General features: G+C 70.9%; 17 protein-coding genes and 3 pseudogenes. 9 read left to right on the top strand and 11 right to left on the bottom strand.

From position 1 onward, the window contains the following. Positions 1-97: 97 nt before the first annotated feature. The 4 genes from GEV07_10955 (at position 98) to GEV07_10940 (ending at position 3918) form a co-directional block, all read left to right on the top strand. Positions 98-1795: a formate--tetrahydrofolate ligase gene (locus GEV07_10955; GenBank protein ID MQA03209.1), complete on the top strand. Its 1698-nt coding sequence runs from the start codon at positions 98-100 to the stop codon at positions 1793-1795. Between the two features lie 71 nt (positions 1796-1866). Continuing rightward, positions 1867-2502, top strand: a complete 636-nt coding sequence (locus GEV07_10950; GenBank protein MQA03208.1) for a hypothetical protein — start codon at positions 1867-1869, stop codon at positions 2500-2502. Continuing rightward, the gene (locus GEV07_10945) at positions 2502-3431 is read left to right on the top strand and encodes a bifunctional 5,10-methylene-tetrahydrofolate dehydrogenase/5,10-methylene-tetrahydrofolate cyclohydrolase (GenBank protein ID MQA03207.1); all 930 of its coding nucleotides are present in this window, start codon (positions 2502-2504) and stop codon (positions 3429-3431) included. The genes GEV07_10950 and GEV07_10945 overlap by 1 nt, the downstream gene beginning before the upstream one ends. Positions 3432-3447: 16 nt before the next feature. Then, positions 3448-3918, top strand: a complete 471-nt coding sequence (locus GEV07_10940; GenBank protein ID MQA03206.1) for an OsmC family peroxiredoxin — start codon at positions 3448-3450, stop codon at positions 3916-3918. Positions 3919-3922: 4 nt separating this feature from the next. Here GEV07_10940 and GEV07_10935 read toward each other — a convergent pair whose 3' ends face one another. Then, positions 3923-4480 carry a TetR family transcriptional regulator gene (locus tag GEV07_10935; GenBank protein ID MQA03205.1) on the bottom strand — a complete coding sequence of 186 codons (558 nt, stop codon included), beginning with the start codon at positions 4478-4480 and terminating at the stop codon, positions 3923-3925. Between the two features lie 97 nt (positions 4481-4577). On the opposite strand from GEV07_10935, the pseudogene GEV07_10930 reads away from it, so the two are divergent. Continuing rightward, positions 4578-5022: pseudogene (locus tag GEV07_10930) on the top strand (nuclear transport factor 2 family protein). An 87-nt stretch (positions 5023-5109) separates the two neighbouring features. Next, a complete protein-coding gene (locus tag GEV07_10925; GenBank protein MQA03204.1) occupies positions 5110-8685 on the top strand; it encodes a 5-oxoprolinase in 3576 nt (1191 codons plus the stop codon). Positions 8686-8764: 79 nt separating this feature from the next. Here GEV07_10925 and GEV07_10920 read toward each other — a convergent pair whose 3' ends face one another. After that, the gene (locus GEV07_10920; GenBank protein MQA03203.1) at positions 8765-9523 is read right to left on the bottom strand and encodes a TetR family transcriptional regulator; all 759 of its coding nucleotides are present in this window, start codon (positions 9521-9523) and stop codon (positions 8765-8767) included. Here GEV07_10920 and GEV07_10915 point away from each other — a divergent pair. Next, positions 9426-10618, top strand: a pseudogene (locus tag GEV07_10915) (DUF418 domain-containing protein). The gene GEV07_10920 and the pseudogene GEV07_10915 sit on opposite strands and share 98 nt — an antisense overlap. Positions 10619-10816: 198 nt before the next feature. Further along, positions 10817-11299: a tetratricopeptide repeat protein gene (locus GEV07_10910; protein ID MQA03202.1), complete on the top strand. Its 483-nt coding sequence runs from the start codon at positions 10817-10819 to the stop codon at positions 11297-11299. Here the strand turns inward: GEV07_10910 and GEV07_10905 are convergent. From GEV07_10905 to GEV07_10890, 4 genes and pseudogenes are all read right to left on the bottom strand, one after another. Continuing rightward, complete coding sequence (locus tag GEV07_10905; protein ID MQA03201.1) at positions 11282-12961, bottom strand: urease subunit alpha; 1680 nt, start codon at positions 12959-12961, stop codon at positions 11282-11284. The two genes, GEV07_10910 and GEV07_10905, sit on opposite strands and share 18 nt — an antisense overlap. After that, on the bottom strand, positions 12961-13581 hold the full coding sequence (gene ureA, locus GEV07_10900; protein ID MQA03200.1) for an urease subunit gamma: 621 nt from the start codon (positions 13579-13581) through the stop codon (positions 12961-12963). Before ureA ends, GEV07_10905 begins: the two co-directional genes overlap by 1 nt. A 9-nt stretch (positions 13582-13590) precedes the next feature. Continuing rightward, positions 13591-14541 carry an amidinotransferase gene (locus tag GEV07_10895; protein ID MQA03199.1) on the bottom strand — a complete coding sequence of 317 codons (951 nt, stop codon included), beginning with the start codon at positions 14539-14541 and terminating at the stop codon, positions 13591-13593. 65 nt (positions 14542-14606) lie between these two features. Next, positions 14607-15848 (bottom strand): annotated as a pseudogene (locus GEV07_10890) (MFS transporter). Positions 15849-15993: 145 nt separating this feature from the next. On the opposite strand from GEV07_10890, the gene GEV07_10885 reads away from it, so the two are divergent. Beyond that, positions 15994-17157, top strand: a complete 1164-nt coding sequence (locus tag GEV07_10885; protein ID MQA03198.1) for a PucR family transcriptional regulator — start codon at positions 15994-15996, stop codon at positions 17155-17157. Between the two features lie 24 nt (positions 17158-17181). Here the strand turns inward: GEV07_10885 and GEV07_10880 are convergent, their stop codons facing one another. From GEV07_10880 to GEV07_10860, 5 genes are all read right to left on the bottom strand, one after another. After that, positions 17182-17370: a hypothetical protein gene (locus GEV07_10880; GenBank protein ID MQA03197.1), complete on the bottom strand. Its 189-nt coding sequence runs from the start codon at positions 17368-17370 to the stop codon at positions 17182-17184. Positions 17371-17454: 84 nt separating this feature from the next. Then, on the bottom strand, positions 17455-18477 hold the full coding sequence (locus GEV07_10875) for a hydroxyacid dehydrogenase (GenBank protein ID MQA03196.1): 1023 nt from the start codon (positions 18475-18477) through the stop codon (positions 17455-17457). After that, complete coding sequence (locus GEV07_10870) at positions 18474-19097, bottom strand: histidine phosphatase family protein (protein MQA03195.1); 624 nt, start codon at positions 19095-19097, stop codon at positions 18474-18476. The genes GEV07_10875 and GEV07_10870 overlap by 4 nt, the downstream gene beginning before the upstream one ends. Continuing rightward, positions 19094-20578: a carbohydrate kinase gene (locus GEV07_10865; protein MQA03194.1), complete on the bottom strand. Its 1485-nt coding sequence runs from the start codon at positions 20576-20578 to the stop codon at positions 19094-19096. Before GEV07_10865 ends, GEV07_10870 begins: the two co-directional genes overlap by 4 nt. Then, positions 20575-22059, bottom strand: coding sequence for a carbohydrate kinase (locus GEV07_10860; GenBank protein MQA03193.1), 1485 nt, complete (start codon positions 22057-22059; stop codon positions 20575-20577). Before GEV07_10860 ends, GEV07_10865 begins: the two co-directional genes overlap by 4 nt. Positions 22060-22113 lie beyond the last annotated feature (54 nt).

The following is a 22113-nucleotide window of genomic DNA, read 5'->3' as shown; positions in this document are numbered from 1 at the left end:
GCTTTTGCTCAACTTCCAGTAGGGGCACCATTCGTGCCCGGCAGACATCTGATCCGGTGCGTCGCCGCCGGCTGTTTCCCTCCTAAGGAGCCGCAACATGGCGTTCCCAAGCGACCTCGAAATCGCTCGGTCCGCGTCGATGAAACCCATCGAGGACATCGCGAACGAGATGGGTCTCGCTAGTCATCTGCTGCAGCCGTACGGGGACGACGTCCTGAAGGTGAAGCTCGACGCGATCGAGCACCTGAAGACCCGCGAGCGCGGCAAGTACGTCGTGGTAAGCGCGATCACGCCGACGCCGCTGGGCGAGGGCAAGACCACCACGACGGTCGGTCTCGGCCAGGCGTTCAAGCACATCGGCAAGAAGGCGTCCATCGCCATCAGGCAGCCGTCGATGGGGCCGACCTTCGGCATCAAGGGCGGCGCGGCCGGCGGCGGCTACAGCCAGGTCGTGCCGATGGAGCTGCTGAACCTGCACCTCACCGGCGACTCGCACGCGGTGACCGCGGCGCACAACCTGCTGTCGGCGATGATCGACAACCATCTGTTCCAGGGCAACGAGCTCGACCTGGACCTGAACCAGATCACCTGGCGCCGCGTGCTAGACGTGAACGACCGGGCGCTGCGCAACATCATCGTCGGCCTCGGCTCGCGGATGGACGGCGTGCCGCGGCAGACCGGGTTCGACATCACCGCGGCGTCCGAGGTGATGGCCGTGCTCGGCCTCACCAGCTCGCTCACCGACCTGCGGCAGCGGCTGGGCAACATCGTGATCGGCTACACCAGGGCGGGCGAGCCGGTCACCGCGGAGCAGCTGCACGCCGCCGGCTCGATGGCCGTCATCATGCGCGAGGCGATCAAGCCGAACCTGCTGCAGACGCTGGAGAACACGCCGGTGCTCGTACATGCCGGCCCGTTCGGCAACATCGCCACCGGCAACTCGTCCGTCGTCGCCGACCTGATCGGCCTGCGCTGCAGCGACTTCCACATCACGGAAGCGGGCTTCGGCGCGGACATGGGCGCGGAGCGGTTCTTCAACATCAAGTGCCGGGTCTCCGGCGAGCAGCCGGACGCGGCCGTCGTCGTGGCCACCGTGCGTGCGCTCAAGGCGCACTCCGGAAAGTACAAGATCGTCGCCGGCAAGGAGCTGCCACCCGCGCTGCTCGAGGAGAACCCGGACGACGTGGCGATCGGTGCGGCGAACCTGCGCAAGCAGATCGAGAACATCAGGCAGCACGGCGTGCCCGCGGTCGTCGCCATCAACGCGTTCCCCACCGACCACCCCAGCGAGCACGAGGCGATCCGGCAGATCGCCGCCGAGATGGGCGCCAGGTCGGCGGTGTGCACCCACTTCGCGGACGGCGGACGCGGCGCAGCTGAGCTGGCCGAGGCAGTCGCGGAGGCGGCCAACGAGCCGAACGAGTTCCAGCTGCTCTACCCGGACTCGGCGAGCCTGCGGGAGAAGATCGAGACCGTCGCGGGCAAGGTCTACGGCGCCGACGGCGTGGACTACTCCCCCGCGGCCGAGCGGCAGCTCGACACCTACGAGCGGGCCGGCTTCGGCAAGCTGCCGGTGTGCATCGCGAAGACCCACCTGTCCATCTCGTCGGACCCTGCGCTCACCGGCGCACCGACCGGGTGGCGGCTGCCGGTACGCGAGGTGCGCGCCTCGGTCGGCGCAGGCTTCGTCTACCCGCTCTGCGGCGAGATGCGCACCATGCCTGGGCTGAGCAAGTCACCCGCAGCCGCTCACATCGATCTGGACGAGAACGACGAGATCCTCGGTCTCTCCTGAGTAAACGGAAGTCACCATAGGGAAACCGGTCGCCTCTACAAGGACGTCGCCGGTTCTGAGAGACTCCACTCATGAGGGATAACGACGAGCGCGCAGGGGCGGTCAGTCGTTCACTGGTCGACACGGAGACCGTGAGCTCGTTTCTCGACCGCATCGCCGCCCGCACCCCGGCACCCGGTGGCGGTGGCGCGTGCGCGGTGAGCATCGGGATGGCCGCCGCGCTGGTGGCGATGGTCGCGCGCTACTCCACCAAGCAGCTGCCCAACGCGGAACAGCTGGCCGAGGCGGCGGACGCGTTGCGTGCAGAGGCACTGCCGCTGGTGGACGCGGACGCCACCGCGTACGAGGCGCTGCTCACGGCGTTCCGTGACAAGTCACCGGGATACGAGGAACGGGTGCGGATGGCCGCCGAGGGCGCCGCCGAGGTGCCGCTGCGGATGACCGACATCGCGGCCCGGCTGGCGCAGATCGCGGCCGCCCTGCACCAGAGCAACACGAACCTCCAGGGCGACCTGGCCATCGCGGCCACCATATGTTACCTCACGGCGGCGTCGGCCGGTCAGCTGGTCGACCTGAACGTCGAGGCCGGTGACCTGGACGAGAAGTTCAGCGAGACCGCCGACGCGAACCTCGCCGCCGTCGAAGATGCCCTCGACGAGCTCGACGACCTGTTCCCCGACCTCGACGCAGAAACGGGTGACCAGTAATGACGGCCGTCAGCATCGACGGTAACGCGTACGCCGACGACCTGGAGAAGGAGGTCGCGGCCGACGTCGCTGCGCTGGCGGAGAAGGGCATCAGACCCGGCCTCGCGACGGTGATCGCCGGCGACGACTACCCGTCACACACCTACCAGCGCCGGCTCGAGCAGCTGGCGCTCAAGGTTGGGTGCCACTACACGTGCGAGGCGCTGCCCGCCGACGTCCTCGAAGCCGACGCGATCGCCACGGTCGGCAAGCTCGACGCCGACCCGCGGGTCTCCGGGATCCTCGTGCTGCGGCCGCTGCCGCAGCAGGTGTCCGAGGTGGCCGTCTACCGCGCGCTCGACCCGACGAAGGACATCGAGTCGGTGCACCCGGTCAACACCGGGCTGCTCGCGCTCGGCCGGCCACGCTTCGTGCCCTCGACGCCGGCGTCGGTGTTCCACATCGTCGACCGGTTCTACCGCGACAGCGGCAGGGACCCGAAAGAGGTGCTGGCGAACAGCCTGATGGTCTTCGTCGGCCGTTCCGACAACGTCGGCAAGCCGATGGTCTTCATGGCGCTGGCGAACAATGCCACCGTCGTGTCCTGCGACGTGCACACGCACCGGGCGGGCAAGCTGTACGACCTCACCCGGCAAGCGGACATCCTGGTGTCCGCGGCCGGCGTGCCGGGTCTGATCACCGGCGAGCACGTCAAGGAGGGTGCGCTGGCGATCGACGTCGGGATCAACCCGGTCAAGGATCCGGAGACCGGCCGCACCAGGTTGGTCGGCGACATCGACTTCGCCTCGGTGTCCGAACACGCGGAAGCCGTCACACCGGTGCCAGGCGGCGTCGGGCCGATCACCGACGTCTGGCTGCTGCGCGCCACCGTGCGTGCGGCGCAGATGGCCGCGGCCGCGGAGGCGGCGCGCGGCAGCATGGGCTTCTGACCGCGCGGGAGGCACGGTGGCGAAGACGCACTCGTACGAACTGACCGTCACCTGGGCCGGCAACCGCGGCACCGGCACCAGCGGCTACCGCGACTACGGCCGCGAGCACGAGGTCACGGCCGAAGGGCCGCCCCCGCTGGCCGGTACGGCCGACCCGGCGTTCCGCGGCGACAAGGACCGGTGGAACCCTGAGCAGCTGCTCGTCGCGTCGCTGTCGCAGTGCCACATGCTCTGGTACCTGCACCTGTGCGCAGTGGCCGGTGTCGTCGTCACCGGCTACGTCGACGAGCCGCTCGGCACCATGGCCCAGACGCCCGAAGGCGGCGGCCACTTCACCGACGTCGTGCTCCGCCCGCAGGTGACGGTCAGCGACCCGGCGATGGTCGAACGTGCGGAAGCACAGCACCCGAAGGCGCACGAGCTCTGCTTCATCGCGAACTCGGTGAACTTCCCGGTACGCACCGAGCCGGTGACCAAGACCGCGTGACGCGTTACGCGCGCAGCCCGTCGGTGAGGACGGCGAAGACGCGCGCCCCCAGGTCGGGATCGTCGCCGTGCTGCACGGCGACGAGGGCGCCCTTCAACAGCGCGACCAGGTGCTCGCCCGTCACGTCCTTCCGTACGGCACCGGCCCGCTGAGCCCGATCCAGCAGGACGCCTAGCGCGCCCTGCATCTCCTGGGTCGCGGCCGCTATGTTGGAGTCGGTGGCGACCCCGGCGCCGGCGAGCGCGTCGGTGAGGTCCTTCTTCGCCGCCGCGGTGTCGGCCAGCCGACCGAGGAAGCCGAAGAACGCCTCCCCGGGGTCGTCGCCGCGCGCCCGCTGCTTGGCGTCCTCGATCAGCTGCTCGACGCGGTGTTGCACGACGGCCTCGAACAGCGCCTCCTTGGTGGGGAAGTGCCGGTAGACGGTGCCGGCGCCGACGCCGGCGCGGCGGGCGATGTCGTCGAGCGGCACCCCGACGCCCGCGTCCGCGAACGCCTGCTGTGCGGCCTCGAGCACCTTGAGCCGGTTGCGCCTGGCGTCGGCGCGCAGCTGCTTCTCCGTCATGGCGCCACCCGTGGACTGTGCCCCGTCGACAACCGGGGCGTGCGTTCCGTATGTTTTAAGCGGGTCCATCGTTCCGATGCTAGCCAGGGAGGCAACCATGTCCACCACGAAGACCCCGCGGGAGGTCGTGGAGCTGGTACGCAAGATGGTCGAGGGCACGCACGGCATCGACTTCGCCGACCTGTTCGCCGCCGACGGCGTGCTCGAGTACCCGTTCGCCGTCGCGGGCCTGCCCGACCGGCTGACCGGGCAGGACGAGATCAGGGCGTACCACTCGCAGGTGGCGAAGGTGCGCGAGACGTTCGAGATCGCCGGCGTCGAGATGGCCGTGTACGAGACCACCGACCCGGATGGTCGTGATCGTCGAGATCGAGCACCACGGCACGTCGCACGTGATGGACGGGCCGTACCGGGTCACCGCGCTCGGGATCATCCGGGTGCGCGACGGCAAGATCACGCACTACCGCGACTACATGAACCCGGTGAGCCTGGCCGAGCTGACCGGACAGCGGGACACCCTGGCAGCCGCACTCACCGCCTGAATCGATTGTTGAACAATCCAGGTGGGCCTGTGTTACCTTGCCGGGGTGAGTAGCAGCAGCCCCACCGCCCGCCGCTGGCAGTTCTGGATCGACCGCGGCGGCACGTTCACCGACGTCGTCGCCCGCCGTCCCGACGGCGGGCTGGTCGCCCGCAAGTTGCTGTCGGACGACCCCGCCAGGTACCGCGACGCGGCCGTCGCCGCCGTCCGTACGTTGCTCGACCTCGCACCGGAAGAACCGGTGCCCGCGGACCGCATCGAGAGCATCCGGATGGGCACCACGGTGGCCACCAACGCGCTGCTCGAACGTCGCGGCGAGCGCACCGCGCTTGTGATCACCCGCGGCTTCCGCGACGCGCTGCGGATCGGCTACCAGGAGCGCCCGCGTATCTTCGACCGCCAGATCGTGCTGCCCGAGCTGCTCTACGAACGGGTGGTCGAGGTCGACGAGCGGGTGCTTGCGGACGGCACCGTGCTCCGCCAGCCGGACCTGGAGCAGCTCGCCGCCGACCTCAAGCCGGTGTACGCGGACGGCATCCGTGCCGTCGCCGTGGTCTGCATGCACGGCCATTTGTACCCCGCACACGAGCAGCAGATCGGCGAGGTGGTCCGCGAGCTCGGCTTCACCCAGGTGTCGCTGTCCAGCGCGACGAGTCCGCTCACGAAGATCGTGCCGCGCGGCGACACCACGGTCGTCGACGCGTACCTCTCCCCCGTGCTGCGCCGGTACGTCGACCAGGTCGCCAGCGAGCTCGCCGGCGTACGGCTGATGTTCATGCAGTCCGGCGGCGGCCTGGCCGAGGCCGGGCACTTCCGCGGCAAGGACGCCATCCTCTCCGGACCCGCGGGCGGCATCGTCGGCATGACCCAGCTCTCCACGCTCGCCGGGTACGACAAGGTGATCGGCTTCGACATGGGCGGTACGTCGACCGACGTGTCGCACTACGCCGGCGAGTACGAGCGCGTCTTCCACACCACGGTGGCCGGTGTGCGGCTGCGCGCGCCGATGCTCGACATCCACACGGTGGCCGCCGGCGGCGGGTCGATCCTGCACTTCGACGGCAGCAGGTACCGCGTCGGACCGGACAGCGCGGGCGCCATCCCCGGCCCCGCCTGCTACCGGGGCAGCGGGCCGCTGACCGTCACCGACGCGAACGTAATGCTCGGCCGGATCCAGCCGTCGCACTTCCCTTACGTCTTCGGGCCGTCGGGCGACCAGCCGCTCGACGCCGACCTGGTGAGCCAGAAGTTCGGCCAGCTCGCCGCCGAGATCACCGAGAGCACGGGCGACGACCGCACCCCGGAACAGGTCGCCGAGGGCTACCTGCACATAGCCGTCACGAACATGGCGGAGGCCGTGCGGAAGATCTCCGTACAGAAGGGCCACGACGTCACCCGCTACGCGCTGACCACGTTCGGCGGCGCGGGCGGCCAGCACGCGTGCGCCGTCGCCGACGCGCTCGGCATCACCACCGTCCTCGTGCCGCCGATGGCCGGCGTGCTGTCCGCGCTCGGCATCGGGCTCGCCGACACCACGACCACCCGCGAGCAGTCGGTGGAGACCCAGCTCGACGCGTCCGCCATGCAGCGGCTGACCGAGGTGGCCGACGCGCTCGAACAGGACGCCCGCCGCGAGCTGCTCGACGAGGACGTGCCTGAGGAACGCCTCAGGGTCGTCCGGCGGGTGCACGTACGTTACGACGGCACCGACACCGCTGTGCCCGTCGATCTTGCCGACCCGGCGTCGATGACTGCGGGGTTCGAGGCCACGTACCGCCGGCTGTTCTCGTTCCTCATGGACCGGCCGCTGATCGCCGAGGCGGTGTTCGTGGAGGCGATCGGCGTCACCGAGCAACCCGACCTGAGCCGGCTCGGTGACCCCGCCGGCGAGGCGGCGGCGAGCGCACACACGGTGCGCATGCACGCCAGCGGCGGCTGGCGCGACGTGCCGCTGCACCGCCGCACAGCGCTGCGCCCCGGCGACACGGTCACAGGTCCCGCGATCATCACGGAGGACAACGCCACCACGGTCGTCGACGACGGCTGGGCGGCCGCCGCCACCGCACAGGGACACCTGCTCGTACAACGGGTGCGCGCGGCGGGCGAGACGTCCGCGGTCAGCACCGAGGTCGACCCCGTGATGCTGGAGGTCTTCAACAACCTGTTCATGTCCATCGCGGAGCAGATGGGCGTGCGGCTGGAGGCCACCGCCCAGTCGGTGAACATCAAGGAGCGGCTGGACTTCTCCTGCGCGATCTTCGACCCGGACGGCAACCTGATCGCGAACGCACCACACATGCCCGTACACCTCGGCTCGATGGGCTCGACCGTCCGTGAGGTGATCGACCGCAACGCCGACACCATGCAGCCGGGCGACGTCTACGCCATCAACGACCCGTACCACGGCGGCACGCACCTGCCGGACATCACCATCGTGACGCCGGTCTACGACAGCACGCGCACCCAGGTGCTGTTCTACGTGGCCTCGCGCGGGCACCACGCCGAGGTCGGCGGGCTGACCCCGGGCTCGATGCCGGCGTTCAGCAGCTCGCTGGACGAGGAGGGCGTGCTGTTCGACAACTGGCTGCTCGTCTCCGCCGGCAGGTTCCGCGAGGAGGAGACGGTGGAGCTGCTCGCCGGCGCGACCTACCCGTCGCGCGACCCGCAGACCAACCTCGCCGACCTGCGCGCGCAGGTCTCCGCCAGCGAGAAGGGCATCGAAGAGGTCGACGCGATGATCGAGCACTTCGGTCTCGACGTCGTGCAGGCCTACATGAAGCACGTGCAGGACAACGCGGAGGAAGCCGTCCGCCGGGTGATCGACTCGCTCGACGACGGCGAGCACGTCTACGAGATGGACTCCGGCGCGCAGATCCATGTGCGGGTGACCGTCGACCGGGCCAGCAGGGGCGCGACGATCGACTTCACCGGCACGTCGGCACAGCTCGCCACGAACTTCAACGCGCCGAGCTCGGTGGCCACCGCCGCGGTGCTGTACGTCTTCCGCACCCTGGTCGGCGACGACATCCCGCTGAACGACGGCTGCCTGCGGCCGCTGCAGATCGTCGTGCCCGAAGGCTCGATGCTTGCGCCTGAGTACCCGGCGGCGGTCGTCGCGGGCAACGTCGAGACGTCCCAGGCGATCACCGGCGCACTGTACGCCGCGCTGCGCGTTCAGGCCGAGGGCATCGGCACCATGAACAACGTGACGTTCGGCAACGAGCGCTACCAGTACTACGAGACGCTGTCCGGCGGATCCGGTGCAGGCGAAGGGTTCCACGGCACCTCGGTGGTGCAGACACACATGACGAACTCCCGCCTGACCGACCCCGAGGTGCTGGAGTGGCGGTTCCCCATCGTGCTGGAGAGCTACGCCATCAGGCGCGGCAGCGGTGGTGCCGGCAAGTGGCACGGCGGCGACGGCGCAGTGCGGCGGCTGCGGTTCACCGAGCCGATGACCGCAAGCACCTTGTCGGGCCACCGGCGGGTGCCCCCGTACGGCATGGCCGGCGGCTCACCCGGCGCGCTCGGCCGCAACCGGGTGGAACGCACCGACGGCACCGTCACGGAGATGTCCGGCGCCGACACCACCGACCTCCGCGCCGGCGACATCCTGGTGATCGAAACCCCGGGCGGCGGCGGCTACGGCACCCCGGAGACCTGACCGGCCGGGGCCGCTGATCTGCCTCCGACCCGCCGCACGGCGTTGCGTCTGCCACAGGCCTCAGCAGCCAACAACCGGCTCAACCGCCGGCAAGCATGTGGTCGAGGTGCCGGTCGAGGATCGTCCGGGCGCGGCGCGGTGACATCCGATCCGGTTCGACCAGGACGGCGACGGTGAGGCCGTCCACCAGCGCCATCAGCGCGGCCATCTCGTCCGCGATCGTCCGGCGCTGGCGCGCGGGCGCACTCCGTCCGGTCATGGCGCCGGCCACCAGCGAGTCCTCCAGCTTGCGCATGCTGTCGGCGTGCACCGCGGCGAGCTCCTCCTCGACCGCGGCACGTGCGACGAACGCCAACCAGACCCGGGAGTCCGCGTCGTCCGACCGGTCGGGGACGAGCCGGTGCGCGATCAGCCGCAACGCCTTGGGCGGGTCGTCGGAGATTTCGCGGTCGAGCTCGGCGGCCCAGCGCGTGACGACGTCCTCCATCGCCGCCTGCAACATCGCCGACTTCGTGCGGAAATGGTGCTGCACGGCACCGATCGACACGTCGGCGTGCGCCGCGACCTCGCGTACGCTCACCGCGTCCAGGCCGCGCTCGGCCACGATCTCGACGAGCGCACGCACCAGCGCGGCGCGGCGCTGCGGGTCGTGTGCGGTCATCGCCCCATCCTCGTACCTCGACCACCGAGCGATCCCTCGGGTCGACCAAACATTACGTCCGTATGGTACCGTGCCGAGCATGTCACCGGCGCCCGCGGCAGCCGACCAGGCAGCCACACCCGCATCCCTGGGCACCACCCGGATCGCCGTGCTCGACGTGGCGCGCGGCGTCGCCATCCTCGGCACGCTCGCCACGAACATCTGGATCTTCGCCGACCCGGCCGGCATGGTCGGCATGCTCCTCAGACAGCCGCCGGCGCTCGCCGCAGACACCGGAGCAGTCGCAGAGTGGCTCTTCCGCGAGCTGGCGAACGGCAAGTTCCTCGGCATGCTCACGCTGATGTTCGGCATCGGCCTGGCCATCCGCATCGGTCGACCCCGCGCCGCGGCGGGAGCTGGCCGGGTCGCTACCCGTGGCGCGCGACCCTGCTGCTGCTCGACGGCGTGCTGCACTACGTACTCGTGGTCGAGTTCGACGTGCTCATGGGCTACGCGGTCACCGGCATGATCGTGGCCGTCATCCTGGCCAGAGCACCGCGTGCGCAACGGATCTGGCTGTGGTCCCAGGGTGTGGTGCACGTCGTGCTGCTCGCCGCGCTCGTCGCCGGCGTCGCCGTCTCCGGGGAGTCCACCGCTCGCGACGTCGGTTCTGTGACCCTCTACACCGATGGCAGCTGGTGGCAGCAGGTGCTGTTCCGGCTGGAGAACCCCGGCCTGCTGCGCGCGGAACCACTACTCATCCTGCCGCTGTCGATCGTGCTGTTCCTGCTCGGCGCGAAGCTCTTCCGCGCCGGTCTGTTCGAACCACACGGGACGCGGATCAGGCGCACCCTGCTGGTCGTCGGCGCCGTCGCGCTAGCCTTCGACCTGGCCGCCTCCACCGTCGGCACGACGGCGACGTTCCTGCTGACGCGTTACGGCACAGCTCCGTTGGTCGCACTCGGCCTGCTCGGCGCGGTCGCCATGCTCGTCGAGCGGCGGCGGCAGCCGGGGTTCACCCAGCGCCGGCTGACGGAGATCGGGCGGATGGCGCTGTCGTGCTACGTGCTGCAGAACGTCGTCGCCTCGGCGCTGTGCTACGGCTGGGGCCTGGGCCTGGCGAGCACGCTGTGGCCGGTGCGGCCGTGGGGCACGCTCGCACTCTTCGCCGTGCTCTGTGCGGTGGTCGGCGCCGCTGCCCACCTGTGGCTACGGTTCTTCGACAAGGGCCCGCTCGAAGCACTGTGGGCACGGATGTACGCGCTGCCGCGGCGGAAGCGACCGGCGCGATAGCACTGGATACCTCCCGGGCAGCACGATAACCTCACGCCGAGCCACTGCCCGAGCCGAAAGAGGGATCGCCCCGTGGACGTACGCCGGACAGCGACCTTGCTGCGGCTCGCCGGCATCGCCGCAGCCGGCGTCGGCGTCGGGCTGTGGGTGGCGACCGGGCACTGGCAGTGGCTTGTGACATCCGTCGCCCTATGGCTGGTGCTGCTGCTCGGCCACGGTCAGGTCATGGTTCCCCAGCGCGAGCGCGTCAGCGCCATGCCCGCGCGTTGGCGCCACCACACGCTCGAGGAGCACCGGTGGGAACGCACGGTGGACTGGCGTCACCTATGCCACCATGCGCCGCCAGCAGCGCCGCGAACGCAGCCGGCTGGCGGCTGCGTTGGCCGACGTACACGAAGGCATCGCGAGCTTCGATGCGGGAACTGGCCGGAGGCGCTGGCCACCTTCGACCGGGTGATCTCCACCTACGGTGACGACCCGACACCGAAGATGCGTGGGTACGTGGCGACCGCGCTGTACGACAGAGGACTCACATTGTCCCAAACCGGTGACACCGACGAGGCGCGTGCCAGGTTCGAGCAGCTCGTCCGCACCTACGCGCACGACACCTTGCCGGATGCCAAACAGCGGGTCGCCGACGCACGCGAACAGCTACGCCGCGCGTCAGGCGAAGTGGTGTAGGCGGGTCAGCGGCAGCGACTCCGCGGCCGGCAGGCCGGTCGGTACGCCGTCGACGAGTACCGCGCTGCCGTCCCTCGGCACCTCGACGCGTGGCACGTAGGTGTTGTGCCGCATGGCGCTCCTGGTGAGCTGTCTGGCCGCGGTGACCGGTAGGTACTGCACGCCGGCCGGTAGCTGGCCGCGCGCCCGGCTGTCGTCGAGCGCAGCGGCCGCGACGAACACGTGCGCCAGCCGTGCGGGCGCGCCGCCCATCCCGCCGAAGAAGGCGCGGTAACGGCGCGGTTGGCCGAGCCTGGTCGAGGCCGCGCCTGAACCGCTGAGGCCCCACGCCACGAAGCCCGACTTCACCACCAGCTCGGGTTTCGCGCCGAACCACCCCGGGTGCCAGAGCACGAGGTCGGCGAGCTTGCCAACTTCGATGCTGCCGATCTGCGCCGCCATGCCGTGGGCGATCGCCGGGTTGATGGTGACCTTCGCGAGGTAGCGCAATACCCGCTCGTTGTCGTGCCCACCGGGGTGGTCGGCATCGCTGGCCTTCGCGTGCCCGGCAAGCTGCCAGGTGCGGCGCATGGTCTCGCCGATCCTGCCCATGCCCATCGAGTCGGAGTTCACGATGCTCACCGCACCGAGATCGTGCAGCGCGTTCTCCGCGGCGATCGCGTGCGCTCTGATCCGGCTGCGGGTGACGTCGATATCGCCGGGCAGCAGCGCGTTCTGCCGGTGCACGGTCATCGTCATGGGGAACAGCTCGTCGACCGTGTTCACGGTGTATGGCAGTGTCGGCGTCGTCGACGACGCCAACACGTGCGGTTGCGCGAGGATCTCGAGCAGGTCGGGATGCCCGCCGCCGCCTTCCACGTGGTACGCGTGCACGGTGCGGCCGCGGGTGGCGTCGAGGGTGTCGCGCAGCAGCCCGGACTCGTTCAGCGAGTCGGTGTGCAACGCGACCGGCAGGTCGCCCGCGTCGGCGACGGCGAGGCACGTGTCCACGACCGCCGGCTGCGCACCGAAGTCCTCGTGCACCTTGAACCCGCCGGCGCCACCGAGCACTGCCGCCTCGAGCGGCGCCCTGCGCACCGACGAGCCGCGCGCGAGGAACGCTACGTTCACCGGCACCTGCCGCCAGGCCTCGATCATCAGGTCCAGGTTGCGCTTCGGGTTGACGCCCACGTCCCAGACGCCACCGAGGCCCATCCCGACGACGGTCGTCACACCGGAAGACAGCGCGACGTCGAGGATGGCCGGGCTGGACAGGTGCACGTGCGAGTCGATCACGCCCGGCGTCGCGATCAGCCCTTCCGCCGGCACGATGGCCGTGTGCGGGCCTACGGCGAGGTCGACGCCGTCGAGCACGTCCGGTGAGCCGGCACGGCCGATACCCACGATCCGGCCGTCCTTCACACCGATGTTCGTCTTGCGCACACCGAGCAGCGGATCGAGCAGCAAGGCGTTGGTGACGATCAGGTCGAGCTCCGACGACCGGCCACCGCTCGTCGAGAGCAGGCCCTCCCGCAGCGTCTTGCCGCAACCGCCGAGCGCCTCGTCGCCGGTTTCGGTGTCGTCGGCCGTCACCTCCACCACCAGGCCGGTGTCGGCCAGCCGCACCTGGTCGCCGACGGTCGGGCCGTACACCGAGGCGTAGGTCCTGCGGTCGAACGTCATCACGCGCCTCCTTCCCGCTCGAGACCGAGCTCGGGCACCTGCCCGGTGCCGGCCGACGCCACCAGCCGCGCCACCACCGTCGCGCCCGCCGGGAAGCAGAGGTTGCTGCCGGCAGGGATGTCCAGGTGGTACCCGCGGGCACGGCCGCGGTCGAACGACAGTGCCGCATTCGCTTGCCAGAACGGGTAATGCGACGACACGTGCACGTCGACGTCCGCCGTGTTGGTCACCTCGACGTCGACCCGCTCGCGCCCGGCGTACGGCTCCCGCTCGGCGTCCGCCACCAACACGGCACCGGGATCGTCGTCACCCCTCTCGGTGCCGAGCGGGTCGTCGATCGCGACGAGCGCCGTGCCGGCGGGGAAGAGCGCGTCGACCTCGACGTACCGCACCAACGCGGTCACGCCTGGCAGCACCTCGTCCGGCCGTACGGCGGACCTCCCGGCCGCGATCACCTCCGCCATGCTCGCGCCGTCCCACGCGGCCTCGAGCACCGCGTCCGTCACCAGCGCGGTGACCTCGGGCGCGGAGAGCAAGGTGCCACGGGCGCGCCGGCGCCGCGCCAGCTCCGCCACCGTGAAGACGGTGAGCCGGTCTTGTTCCGCAGGTGTGAGTCGCATGAACCAGGTCTACCAGTCCCGCACGAGTTCCATGGTGGAACAGTGGATACCGCCGCCGTTCTTCAGGATCTCGTCGTACGCCACCGGCACGACCTCCACGCCGTCGGTGGTCAACCGGTCGGCGGTCCGCGGGCAGTGCGCGGGGAACAGCAGCCGGCGCGGCCGTACGGTCAGCGAGTTGCAGGCGCTCTGCTCGTCCGGGTGCGGCGTGATCACCTTTATGCCCAACGCCTCCACCCGTGCCAGGAACTCGTACGGCAGCCGGTGCGTGTTGGCCAGGGCGAGGTCCTCGGCGACCATGTGGAACTGGCCGTCGACGTGGATGGTGTAGCCGGGCAGGGTGATCGTCGTCAGCTCGATCCCCAACGGTTCCAGCAGGCTCGCGAGCTGCCGTGCGCCCTCGGTGTTGCAGCGGATGGACAGCCCGAACACCGCGAGGTCGCGGCGCAGCTTGACGAACGTGCCGCCCTCAGCGAGCCCGTGCCCGACCACCGTGCCGAGGATCGGCATGCCGAGCTCGGCGACGGCCTTCGTCACCGACGCCTCCTCGCCGCGCCGCATCCGCGGCGCCAGCCTGGTGATCACCGCACCACCAGGCACGGTCAGCAACGGGTCGCGGGTGAACACCGACTTCGGGTAGCCCGTGGTGTACCTGGGCGCCTCGACGACCTCCACCTGCTCCGCGCGCAGCGCGGCGACGAGGCCGGCGTGCTGTTCGTCGACGCGCTCCAGGTCCGGCGGTTCTGCGCCGCGCCAGTACCACCGTCCGGCCGGGTCGACCAGGGCGCCGGCACGTGGGTCCCAGGCGTCCGCGGTGATGTCCGCGAGGCCCTTGCTCGGCCGCCGCATGAGGACCGTCCGCAGCGCGCCCACCTCGTCGGCGGCACCCCAGCGACGACCCCAGTACGTCTCGAGCTCGCTCGGGTCGTGGAACTCGGGAGTGGGCTCGGGACCCACCAGCCGGTGGTAGAAGTGCTCCGGTTGCGCTCCGTCGTCGACATCGCTGGCGTTCACATCAGCTCCGTTCACAGTTCGACCACCTTCAGTCTGCGTGCCGCGACGGCGGCGCCTGCGGTCACCAACGAGAGCACGAAGAGGAACCCGGCCACGACCCACAGACTGCCTTCGGTGGCGGCGAGCAGCGCCGTCGCCCCGAGCGGTACGAACCCGCTCAGCGTGCCAGAGAGGTTGTACGACAGGCCGACTCCCGAGTACCGCACGGCGCCGGTGAAGGTCTCGCTGAGCAGCTGGCCGCAGGCGGCGTAGCTCACCGACACCACGACGACGCCGGCGGCGATCGCGAAGCCGACCGTCCAGGGGCTGCCGATGCCGACCAGCCAGAACAGCGGGAACGCCGCCACCGCCGACACGAGCGCGCCGCCGACGGCGATCGGTGCGGCGCCGATCCGGTCGGCCAGCCGGCCGAAGAGCGGATAGATACACAGGTTGACGGCGGAGCCGCACACCGCCGCGTTCAACAACCAGGTGCGGTCGATATGTGCGGTGTCCGCCCCGTAGTTGATGAGGAACGTGCCGCACAGGTAGTAGCCGCCGATGCCGAGCAACGACACGGCGATGCCCACGACCAGCCGCACGCTGCTGGTACGGAACAGCTCGACCACCGGCAGCTTGTGCTCCCGCTGCTCCGCGAGCATGTCCTGGAACACCGGCGACTCGTCGACCTTGCTCCGTACCCACAGGGCGAGCAGCAGGAGCGGGAACGCGAGCACGAACGGTATGCGCCATCCCCACGCCTCGAACTGGGCATCGGGCAGCAGACTCACCAGCGCGAACACTCCGGTGGCGGCCAGCGAACCCACCGGCGAGCCGAGCTGCGGCATGACGCCGTACCGACCGCGCTTTTCCGGCGGCGCGTGCTCGACGGCCAGCGTGGCGGCACCGCTCCACTCGCCGCCCACCGAGATGCCCTGCAGCACCCGCAGCACCGCGAGCAGGATGGGCGCGGCCACGCCGATCTGCGCGTACGCCGGCAGCAGGCCGATGCATCCGGTCACCACGCCGATCAGGACGACGGTGATCAGCAGCATCCGCCGCCTGCCATACCTGTCGCCGAGGTGACCGAAGAGCGCAGCGCCGAGCGGTCGGGCGACGAACCCCACGGCGAACGTCGAGAACGACGCCATGGTGCCTGCGAGCGGGCTCAGGTCGGGGAAGAACTGGTGTCCGAATACCAGCGCCGCGGCCGAGCCGTAGACGTAGTAGTCGTACCACTCGAGTGCGGTGCCGGTGAACGCGCAGACCGCGACCGTACGTGGGTTCGTCGTGCTCTCTGTGCGGTGGACGTACGGCTCGTCGACATCTGGCTACTGTCCTCCACCCGGCGGCGCCGGACAATCGCAGTTCGCACCGATCTTGGTCGCCTAACATGTGCATCTGCACATTGGAGGCACGATGACAGGCGCAGCACCAGCTTCCGAGGCCCTGACCCGCCTCGCCCGCACCCTGCTCGACCAGGTCGAGGAGTTGGTCGAGGACTTCGTCGAGGAGCTCCGCGCGGTCGAGCCGTACGCCGCAGAGACGGTCCCCAGACATGTCATTCGGGCGGACGCGCGACGCAGCTTCCTGCTGATCCTGCGGCTCATCACAGGCACCCCCGTGCCGGACCGGATCGCCGCGGTCTCCAGCGACGTCGGTAGGACGCGAGCGGAGGCCGGCGTGCCGCTCGACGCGCTGCTCCACGCCGTGCGGCTAGACTTCCGCGTGGTCTGGCAGGCGTTGTACAACCGGGCCCAGCCGGCGGACATGGCCAGTCTCGTCGTGGAGGGACCGCGGGTCTGGGAAGCCGTCGAGCAGCACTCCATGGGCGTGCTCGCGGCGTACCAGCAGCGGGTGCTCGAGATGGCGCGGGCGGAGCAGGACGAACGGGCACGCTGGTTCGCACGCCTGCTCGACTCCGACGGCCGGCACGCCGACGTGTGCCGGCAGGTCGCCACTGTGCTCGACTTCGACGAGGACGCGCGGTTCGCCGTAGTGGCGCTGCCGCCGGACCAACTCACGCCGTTGCGTAAGGCCCAGCAACGACTCAGCTCCCGCGGTGTGCGGCTGCACATGCACGAGCGGGCCAGCTCCACTGCGGTGATCGTGCAGCTGCCGCCACGTCACACCACCGGCGCGACGCAGTGGTTCAAGGGCGTCAGGTGCGCGGTCGGCCCGGTCGTACGGGGTTTGCGGCAGGTGCCGCGAGCACTGCGGCTGGCGGAGACCACACTGCACGTGCTGCCTGCGGACACGCCGGCGCCGCACACCACGGCCGACCTCTGGGTGAGGGTCGCCGCGACCCAGCTCGGCGAGTTCGCCGCCGACCTCACCGACGACACGCTCGGTGGCCTCGACACGCTGGCCAACGGCGACGAGGTGCTCGCCGCCGTCGTCAGCTATCTGCGTACCGGCTCACTCGCGGACACCGCGCGCGAGCTATACTGCCACAGGAACACCGTGCTGAACCGGTTGCACAAGTTTACGGCAGCCACCGGCCGCGACGTCACCTCACCACCGGACGCCGCGGTCGTAGCGCTCGCCCTCGCCGCCCGCGAGCCGAACCACCCGTATCCGTAGCCAGGTCGGGGGCCGGTGCTGCTGTCACCGCTCTGACCGCGACCGCCCTTCGGTGTCGTCGCCGCGTCGGTCGCGCGACCCGCGGCCGCTGCTGCCGCGCCGATTGTTGCCTTCGTAGATCGAGTCCGAGGAGTTGAGTCGGTCGGCGATGCCCTCGTTGGCCTTGGCCACGCCCTTCCTCAACCACTTGAAATCCGGCTGGTCGTTCCTCACCGCTCCCCCTTCGAGTACGCGCACACCTCCGACCGGAAGCTGGTGGCGGTGGTTCCGCGTAGACGTGTGGTTCCGGCCACACGGCTAGCCGTTGACCTGGTAGCGCAGGGGTTCGCCGCGGGTGAACCTGCCTACCTCGGCGGCCACGATGGTCGCCGCGTTGTGGGCGGTGTCCCTGCTCGCGCCCGCGAGGTGCGGGGTCATGACCACGCGCGGTGCGGTGCGCAGTGGGGAGTCGGCGGGCAGCGGCTCTTCCGGGAAGACGTCGAACGCGGCGGCGAACAGCTGGCCGCTGTGCAGCGCGTCGCACACCGCGTCGTAGTCGAGCAGCGCGCCGCGTGCGGCGTTCACGAGCACCGAGCCGGCGGGCATCGCGGCGATCTGGTCGTGCCCGATCAGGCCGGTGGTCTCCGGGGTGGCTCTTGCGTGCAACGTGACGACGAGCGAGCGGTTGAGCAGCTCGCCGAGGTCCGCGACGAGCTCCGCCACGTCCTGCACCGCGGACGGGTCGGCGTACGGGTCGTAGACGAGTACCTCGGCGCCGAAGCCGCGCAAGATGTCGGTCACCTTCCGGCCGATCGCCCCGTAGCCGACCAGGCCCACGGTGCTGCCGGCCAGCTCAGGGCCGACCTGGCAGTAGCGGTAGTAGTCGCTGCGCCACTCGCCGGCGAGCAGCTCCGCCTGCCGCTGCGGCACCTGCCGCAACGCGGCCATGATCAGGGCGACCGTGTGCTCCGCGGTCGCGGTGGCGTTGCGGCCGGGCGCGTTGCAGACGGCCACGCCACGCTCGGACGCGGCGGCCAGGTTCACGTTCACCGGGCCACCGCGGCCGACGCAGCACAGCCGCAGGTCCGGGCTGGCGGCGAGCACGCGCTCGGTGATCGGCCCCATCTGGGTGACGCACACGGTGACACCGGACAACGCCTCGATGAGCTCGTCCTCGCTCCCGGATGCCTCGTCGACCTCGGCGACCCGGCCGAACGGCTCGACCGGCCACGGCAGCGTCAGCTCGGCGATGTCGGCGTCGGCACCGAGCTCCTCGACGAGCGCCGACCGCAGCATGGACGGCAGCACGAAGTGGTCGCCCGCGGCCAGGATCCGGGTCATCGGGTGGTCCTCTCAGCGTCGGTCGGCACGTTGTACTGGAGCAGCGCCACCTGCTCGCCGTCGAACGACAGCTCGGTGATGGCGCAGTTGCGTACGGAGGGGAACAGCCGCCGGTAGTCGCTGATCGACCGGCCGAGCAGCTCGCACAGCAGCAGCCGGATCAAGGTCGAGTGCACAACCACGAGGACCCGGTCGTCCGGCCACCGTTTGCAGATCTCCCGCAACGCGGCCAGGCCGCGCTCCACCGCGGCGGCCGGAGGTTCGCCGCCTGGCAGCGGGTTGCCTGCCGGGTCGGCGCGGAACGCCTGCAGCGCCGCGGGGAACCGCTCCCGCATCTCGTCGGCCGTGAGCCCCTCGCCCGAACCGAAGTCGAGCTCCCGCAGCCGCGGCTCCTCGCGCAGCGGCAGGACGGTCGCCTCCGCGGCGGGCAGCGCGGTGTCGCGGGAACGCGACAGGTCGGAGCAGTACACGGCGGCCAGCTCGGCGTGCTTCGCCCACCGGCCGAGCGCCTGGGCCTGCGCCCTGCCCTCGTCGGTCAGCGCGACGTCGGTGCTGCCCGTGTACCTGTTCTCCGCGTGCCATACGGTCTCGCCGTGCCTGACGAGGACTACGCAAGTCATCGAGCCGATGCCCTTTCCAACGCGTGCGCGGCCGTGCGCGCATCGAGCCAACCACGTACGCGAAGCTCGTCCACCAGTCGTGCGTACGGTTCCTTGAACACCTCACCACGACGGTCGGACGGTTCGAGTGTCTCGGTCACCCGCACCATGCGCGACGCGCACTCCGGCAGCGAGCCCGCGCCCACGCCGTACGCGGCGAGCACGGCCATGCCGAGCGCGGGTTCCGCGTTGTCCACCAGCGTCACCGGCCGACCGAGCACGTCTGCGCGCAACTGGCAGAAGTAGCGGCTGCGCGCGGCCCCGCCGGTGAGCACCAGCCGGCCGCATGTCGGTGCCTGCAGCAGGTCGAGGTAGTCGAAGCACAGCCGTTCCACGTAGGCGATGCCCTGCACAAGCGCGGCGTACAGGTCGACGTCGTCCACAGCGTCGCCGATTACGAACCCGGTGGCTTCCGGTGCGACGAAAGGGAACCGCTCGCCGCGGCTGGCGGCCAGCGGGTACGCCAGCGCGGAGCTCGGCTCGTACCCGCCGGCACGGTCGGCCAGGGCGTCCAGGTCGCAGCCGGCCAGCCGGGCGGTGAGCGCACCGGCGCCGGTGCTCGACGCGCCACCGGGTAGCCAACCGCCGTCGGGCGCGCGGTGCGAGTAGACGGCACCCAGCGGGTCGTGCACGAGCTCACCGGTCACGCCCTTCAGCACGAGCGTGGTGCCCAGGACGGCGTTCCACGAACCGACGTCGAGCGCGCCGGCGCCGAGCTGCGCGGCACACCCGTCGGTCATGCCGGCGATGATCGACGCGCCCTCCGGCAGCCCGGTCTCGGCGGCCGCGGCGGCACCGACGGTGGCCACCTCGGTGCCAGGCAGGACGAGGTCGGGCAACGCTTCGAGCGGTATGCCGAGCCGGTCGAACACCTCCGCCGGCCACGCGACGGCACGCAGGTCGCATCCGCTCTTCAACGCGTTGCTGGTATCGGCGGCCACCGGACGGCCCGCCAGGCGCGCGGCGACGAAGTCGGCCTGGTGTGCGACCCGCGCACCCGTGGCGTCGCGCAACAGCTTGCGCAGCTTGGGCAGCGCCCACGCGGCCTGCACCCGCCCGTAGCCAAGCGCCTGCCACAACGGCGCGCCGACCTCGTTGATCTCGGCGACCTCGTCGGCTGCCCTGGTGTCGTCGTACATCACGCCGGGCGACAGCGGTTCGCCGGCGGCGTCGGTCAGCACCACGGTGCCCGAGGTGCCGTCGACCGCGACCGCCGCGACCGCGTCCGCCGGCACGCCGGCGACGGCCTGCCGGCAGGCGGCACCGACGGCCTGCCACCACGACCGCGGGTCCTGTTCGTGCCGCTCCTCGTCGCGCCGGCTGGTCAGGGCGGCACTGCCCGCGCCGTGCACGACGCCGGCGCCGTCCACGCACAACGCGCGCACGCTCTGCGTGCCCAGGTCGACACCGACGTACAGCGGCGCGCTCCCCGCCACCGTCATGCGCCCACCTCGCGCAACCGGTGCCAGTCGGCCGCGGCATGCGCGCGTGCGGCACGGAACGCGGCGAACAGCTCGTCGTACCTGGCAACCGTGTCTGGCGCGGGCTCGTACGAACCGGCCGGCCGCACGTACGCGGCGACGGCTGACGGCAGGTCGGTGGCCCGCCCGGTGGCCACCTGTGCCATCAGGAACGCGCCCTTCGCGCCGACCTCGGCGTCGGCGGGACGTAGCGTCGGCACGCCGGTCAGGTCGGCGATCAGCTGGCCCCACTCGGCGCTGTTCGCGCCGCCACCGCACAGCCGCAGCTCGACGGGTGCCACGGGACACTCGGCCAGGCAGTCGCGGATCACGAACGTCAACCCCTCCACGATCGCCCGCGCCACGCAGGCCCGGTCGTGGTCGAACGACAACCCGGCGAACGAGCCGCGCGCAGCGGCGTCGAGGAACGGCACGCGCTCGCCGGCCGGCGACAGGTACGGCAGGAAGCTGAGGCCCCTGGCGCCGGCGGGCGCGGTCGCGGCCAACGTACACAGCTCGGCGGCGTCGGCCAGCCCGAGCAGCTCGGCGCTCCAGTCGAGCACGTCGCACCCGGCGAGCGTGGGGAACGCCCGCAGGTACCTGCCTGGCGCGCCGAGCGGGATGGTCAGGCCTACCGGCCGGGCGCGCAGGTCCGGTTGGCTGGTGACCGCTTCCGTGCACAACGTGGTGCCGAGCACGCTGCACGCCTGCCGGTCGTCGACGACGCCGACGCCGATCGCCGTCGAGGCGATGTCGTACGACGAAAGCACGACCGGGGTGTCAGGCGCGATCCCCAGTGCGGTTGCGGCCTCCGGCCGCACCGGCGCGACGCGGTCGTCGTCGTGCCGCAGCGGCGGCAACAGCCGGCGCGCCCACGGCATGCCGTACAGGTCGAGCAGCTCGTCGGCGTACGTACCCTGCAGCACGTCCAGCCACGGCGCCGCCGCCTCGGAGTGGTCCATCGCCAGCTCACCGGTGAGGTTGGCGAACAGCCAGCCGCCACAGGTCAACGCCGCGGCGGAGCGTTGCAGCCGGTCCTGGTCCTGCTCGGCCAGCCAGGTGAGCACCGCGTTGGGCAGACCGGAGAAACCCATGCACCCGGTACGCCTGAACGCCTCGTCGAGCACGCCGCCGGCCCGCCAGCCGGCGACGATGTCCTCGCTCCTGCCGTCGTTCCACAGCACAGCGGGCCCGGTCGGCCTGAGGTCGGAATCAACCAGCCAGCAGCCGTCGCCCTGTGCCGTCAACGCGAGCGCGTCGACCGGCTCGGCCAGCTCGGCGAGCACCGAGCGGATGCAGGACATGACGGCGTCCCACACCTCCCCCATGTCCTGCTCCGCGTGGCCGGGACGCGGCCTGGTCACCGCGGTCGGGCGGCGGGTCATGGCGAGCTCGGTGCCTTCGGCGTCGTAGGCAACCGCCTTGATCATCGTCGTACCCGCGTCGATGGCCACGACCGCCATTGGTCACCGTCCTTGCACCCGGTCGGGGGAGTCGCTCAAGGGTAGGCGCAAGCG

It is taken from the genome of Streptosporangiales bacterium (genome assembly GCA_009379825.1).
Taxonomy (GTDB): domain Bacteria; phylum Actinomycetota; class Actinomycetes; order Streptosporangiales; family WHST01; genus WHST01.
This window is presented reverse-complemented; position numbering and strand designations above follow the sequence as displayed.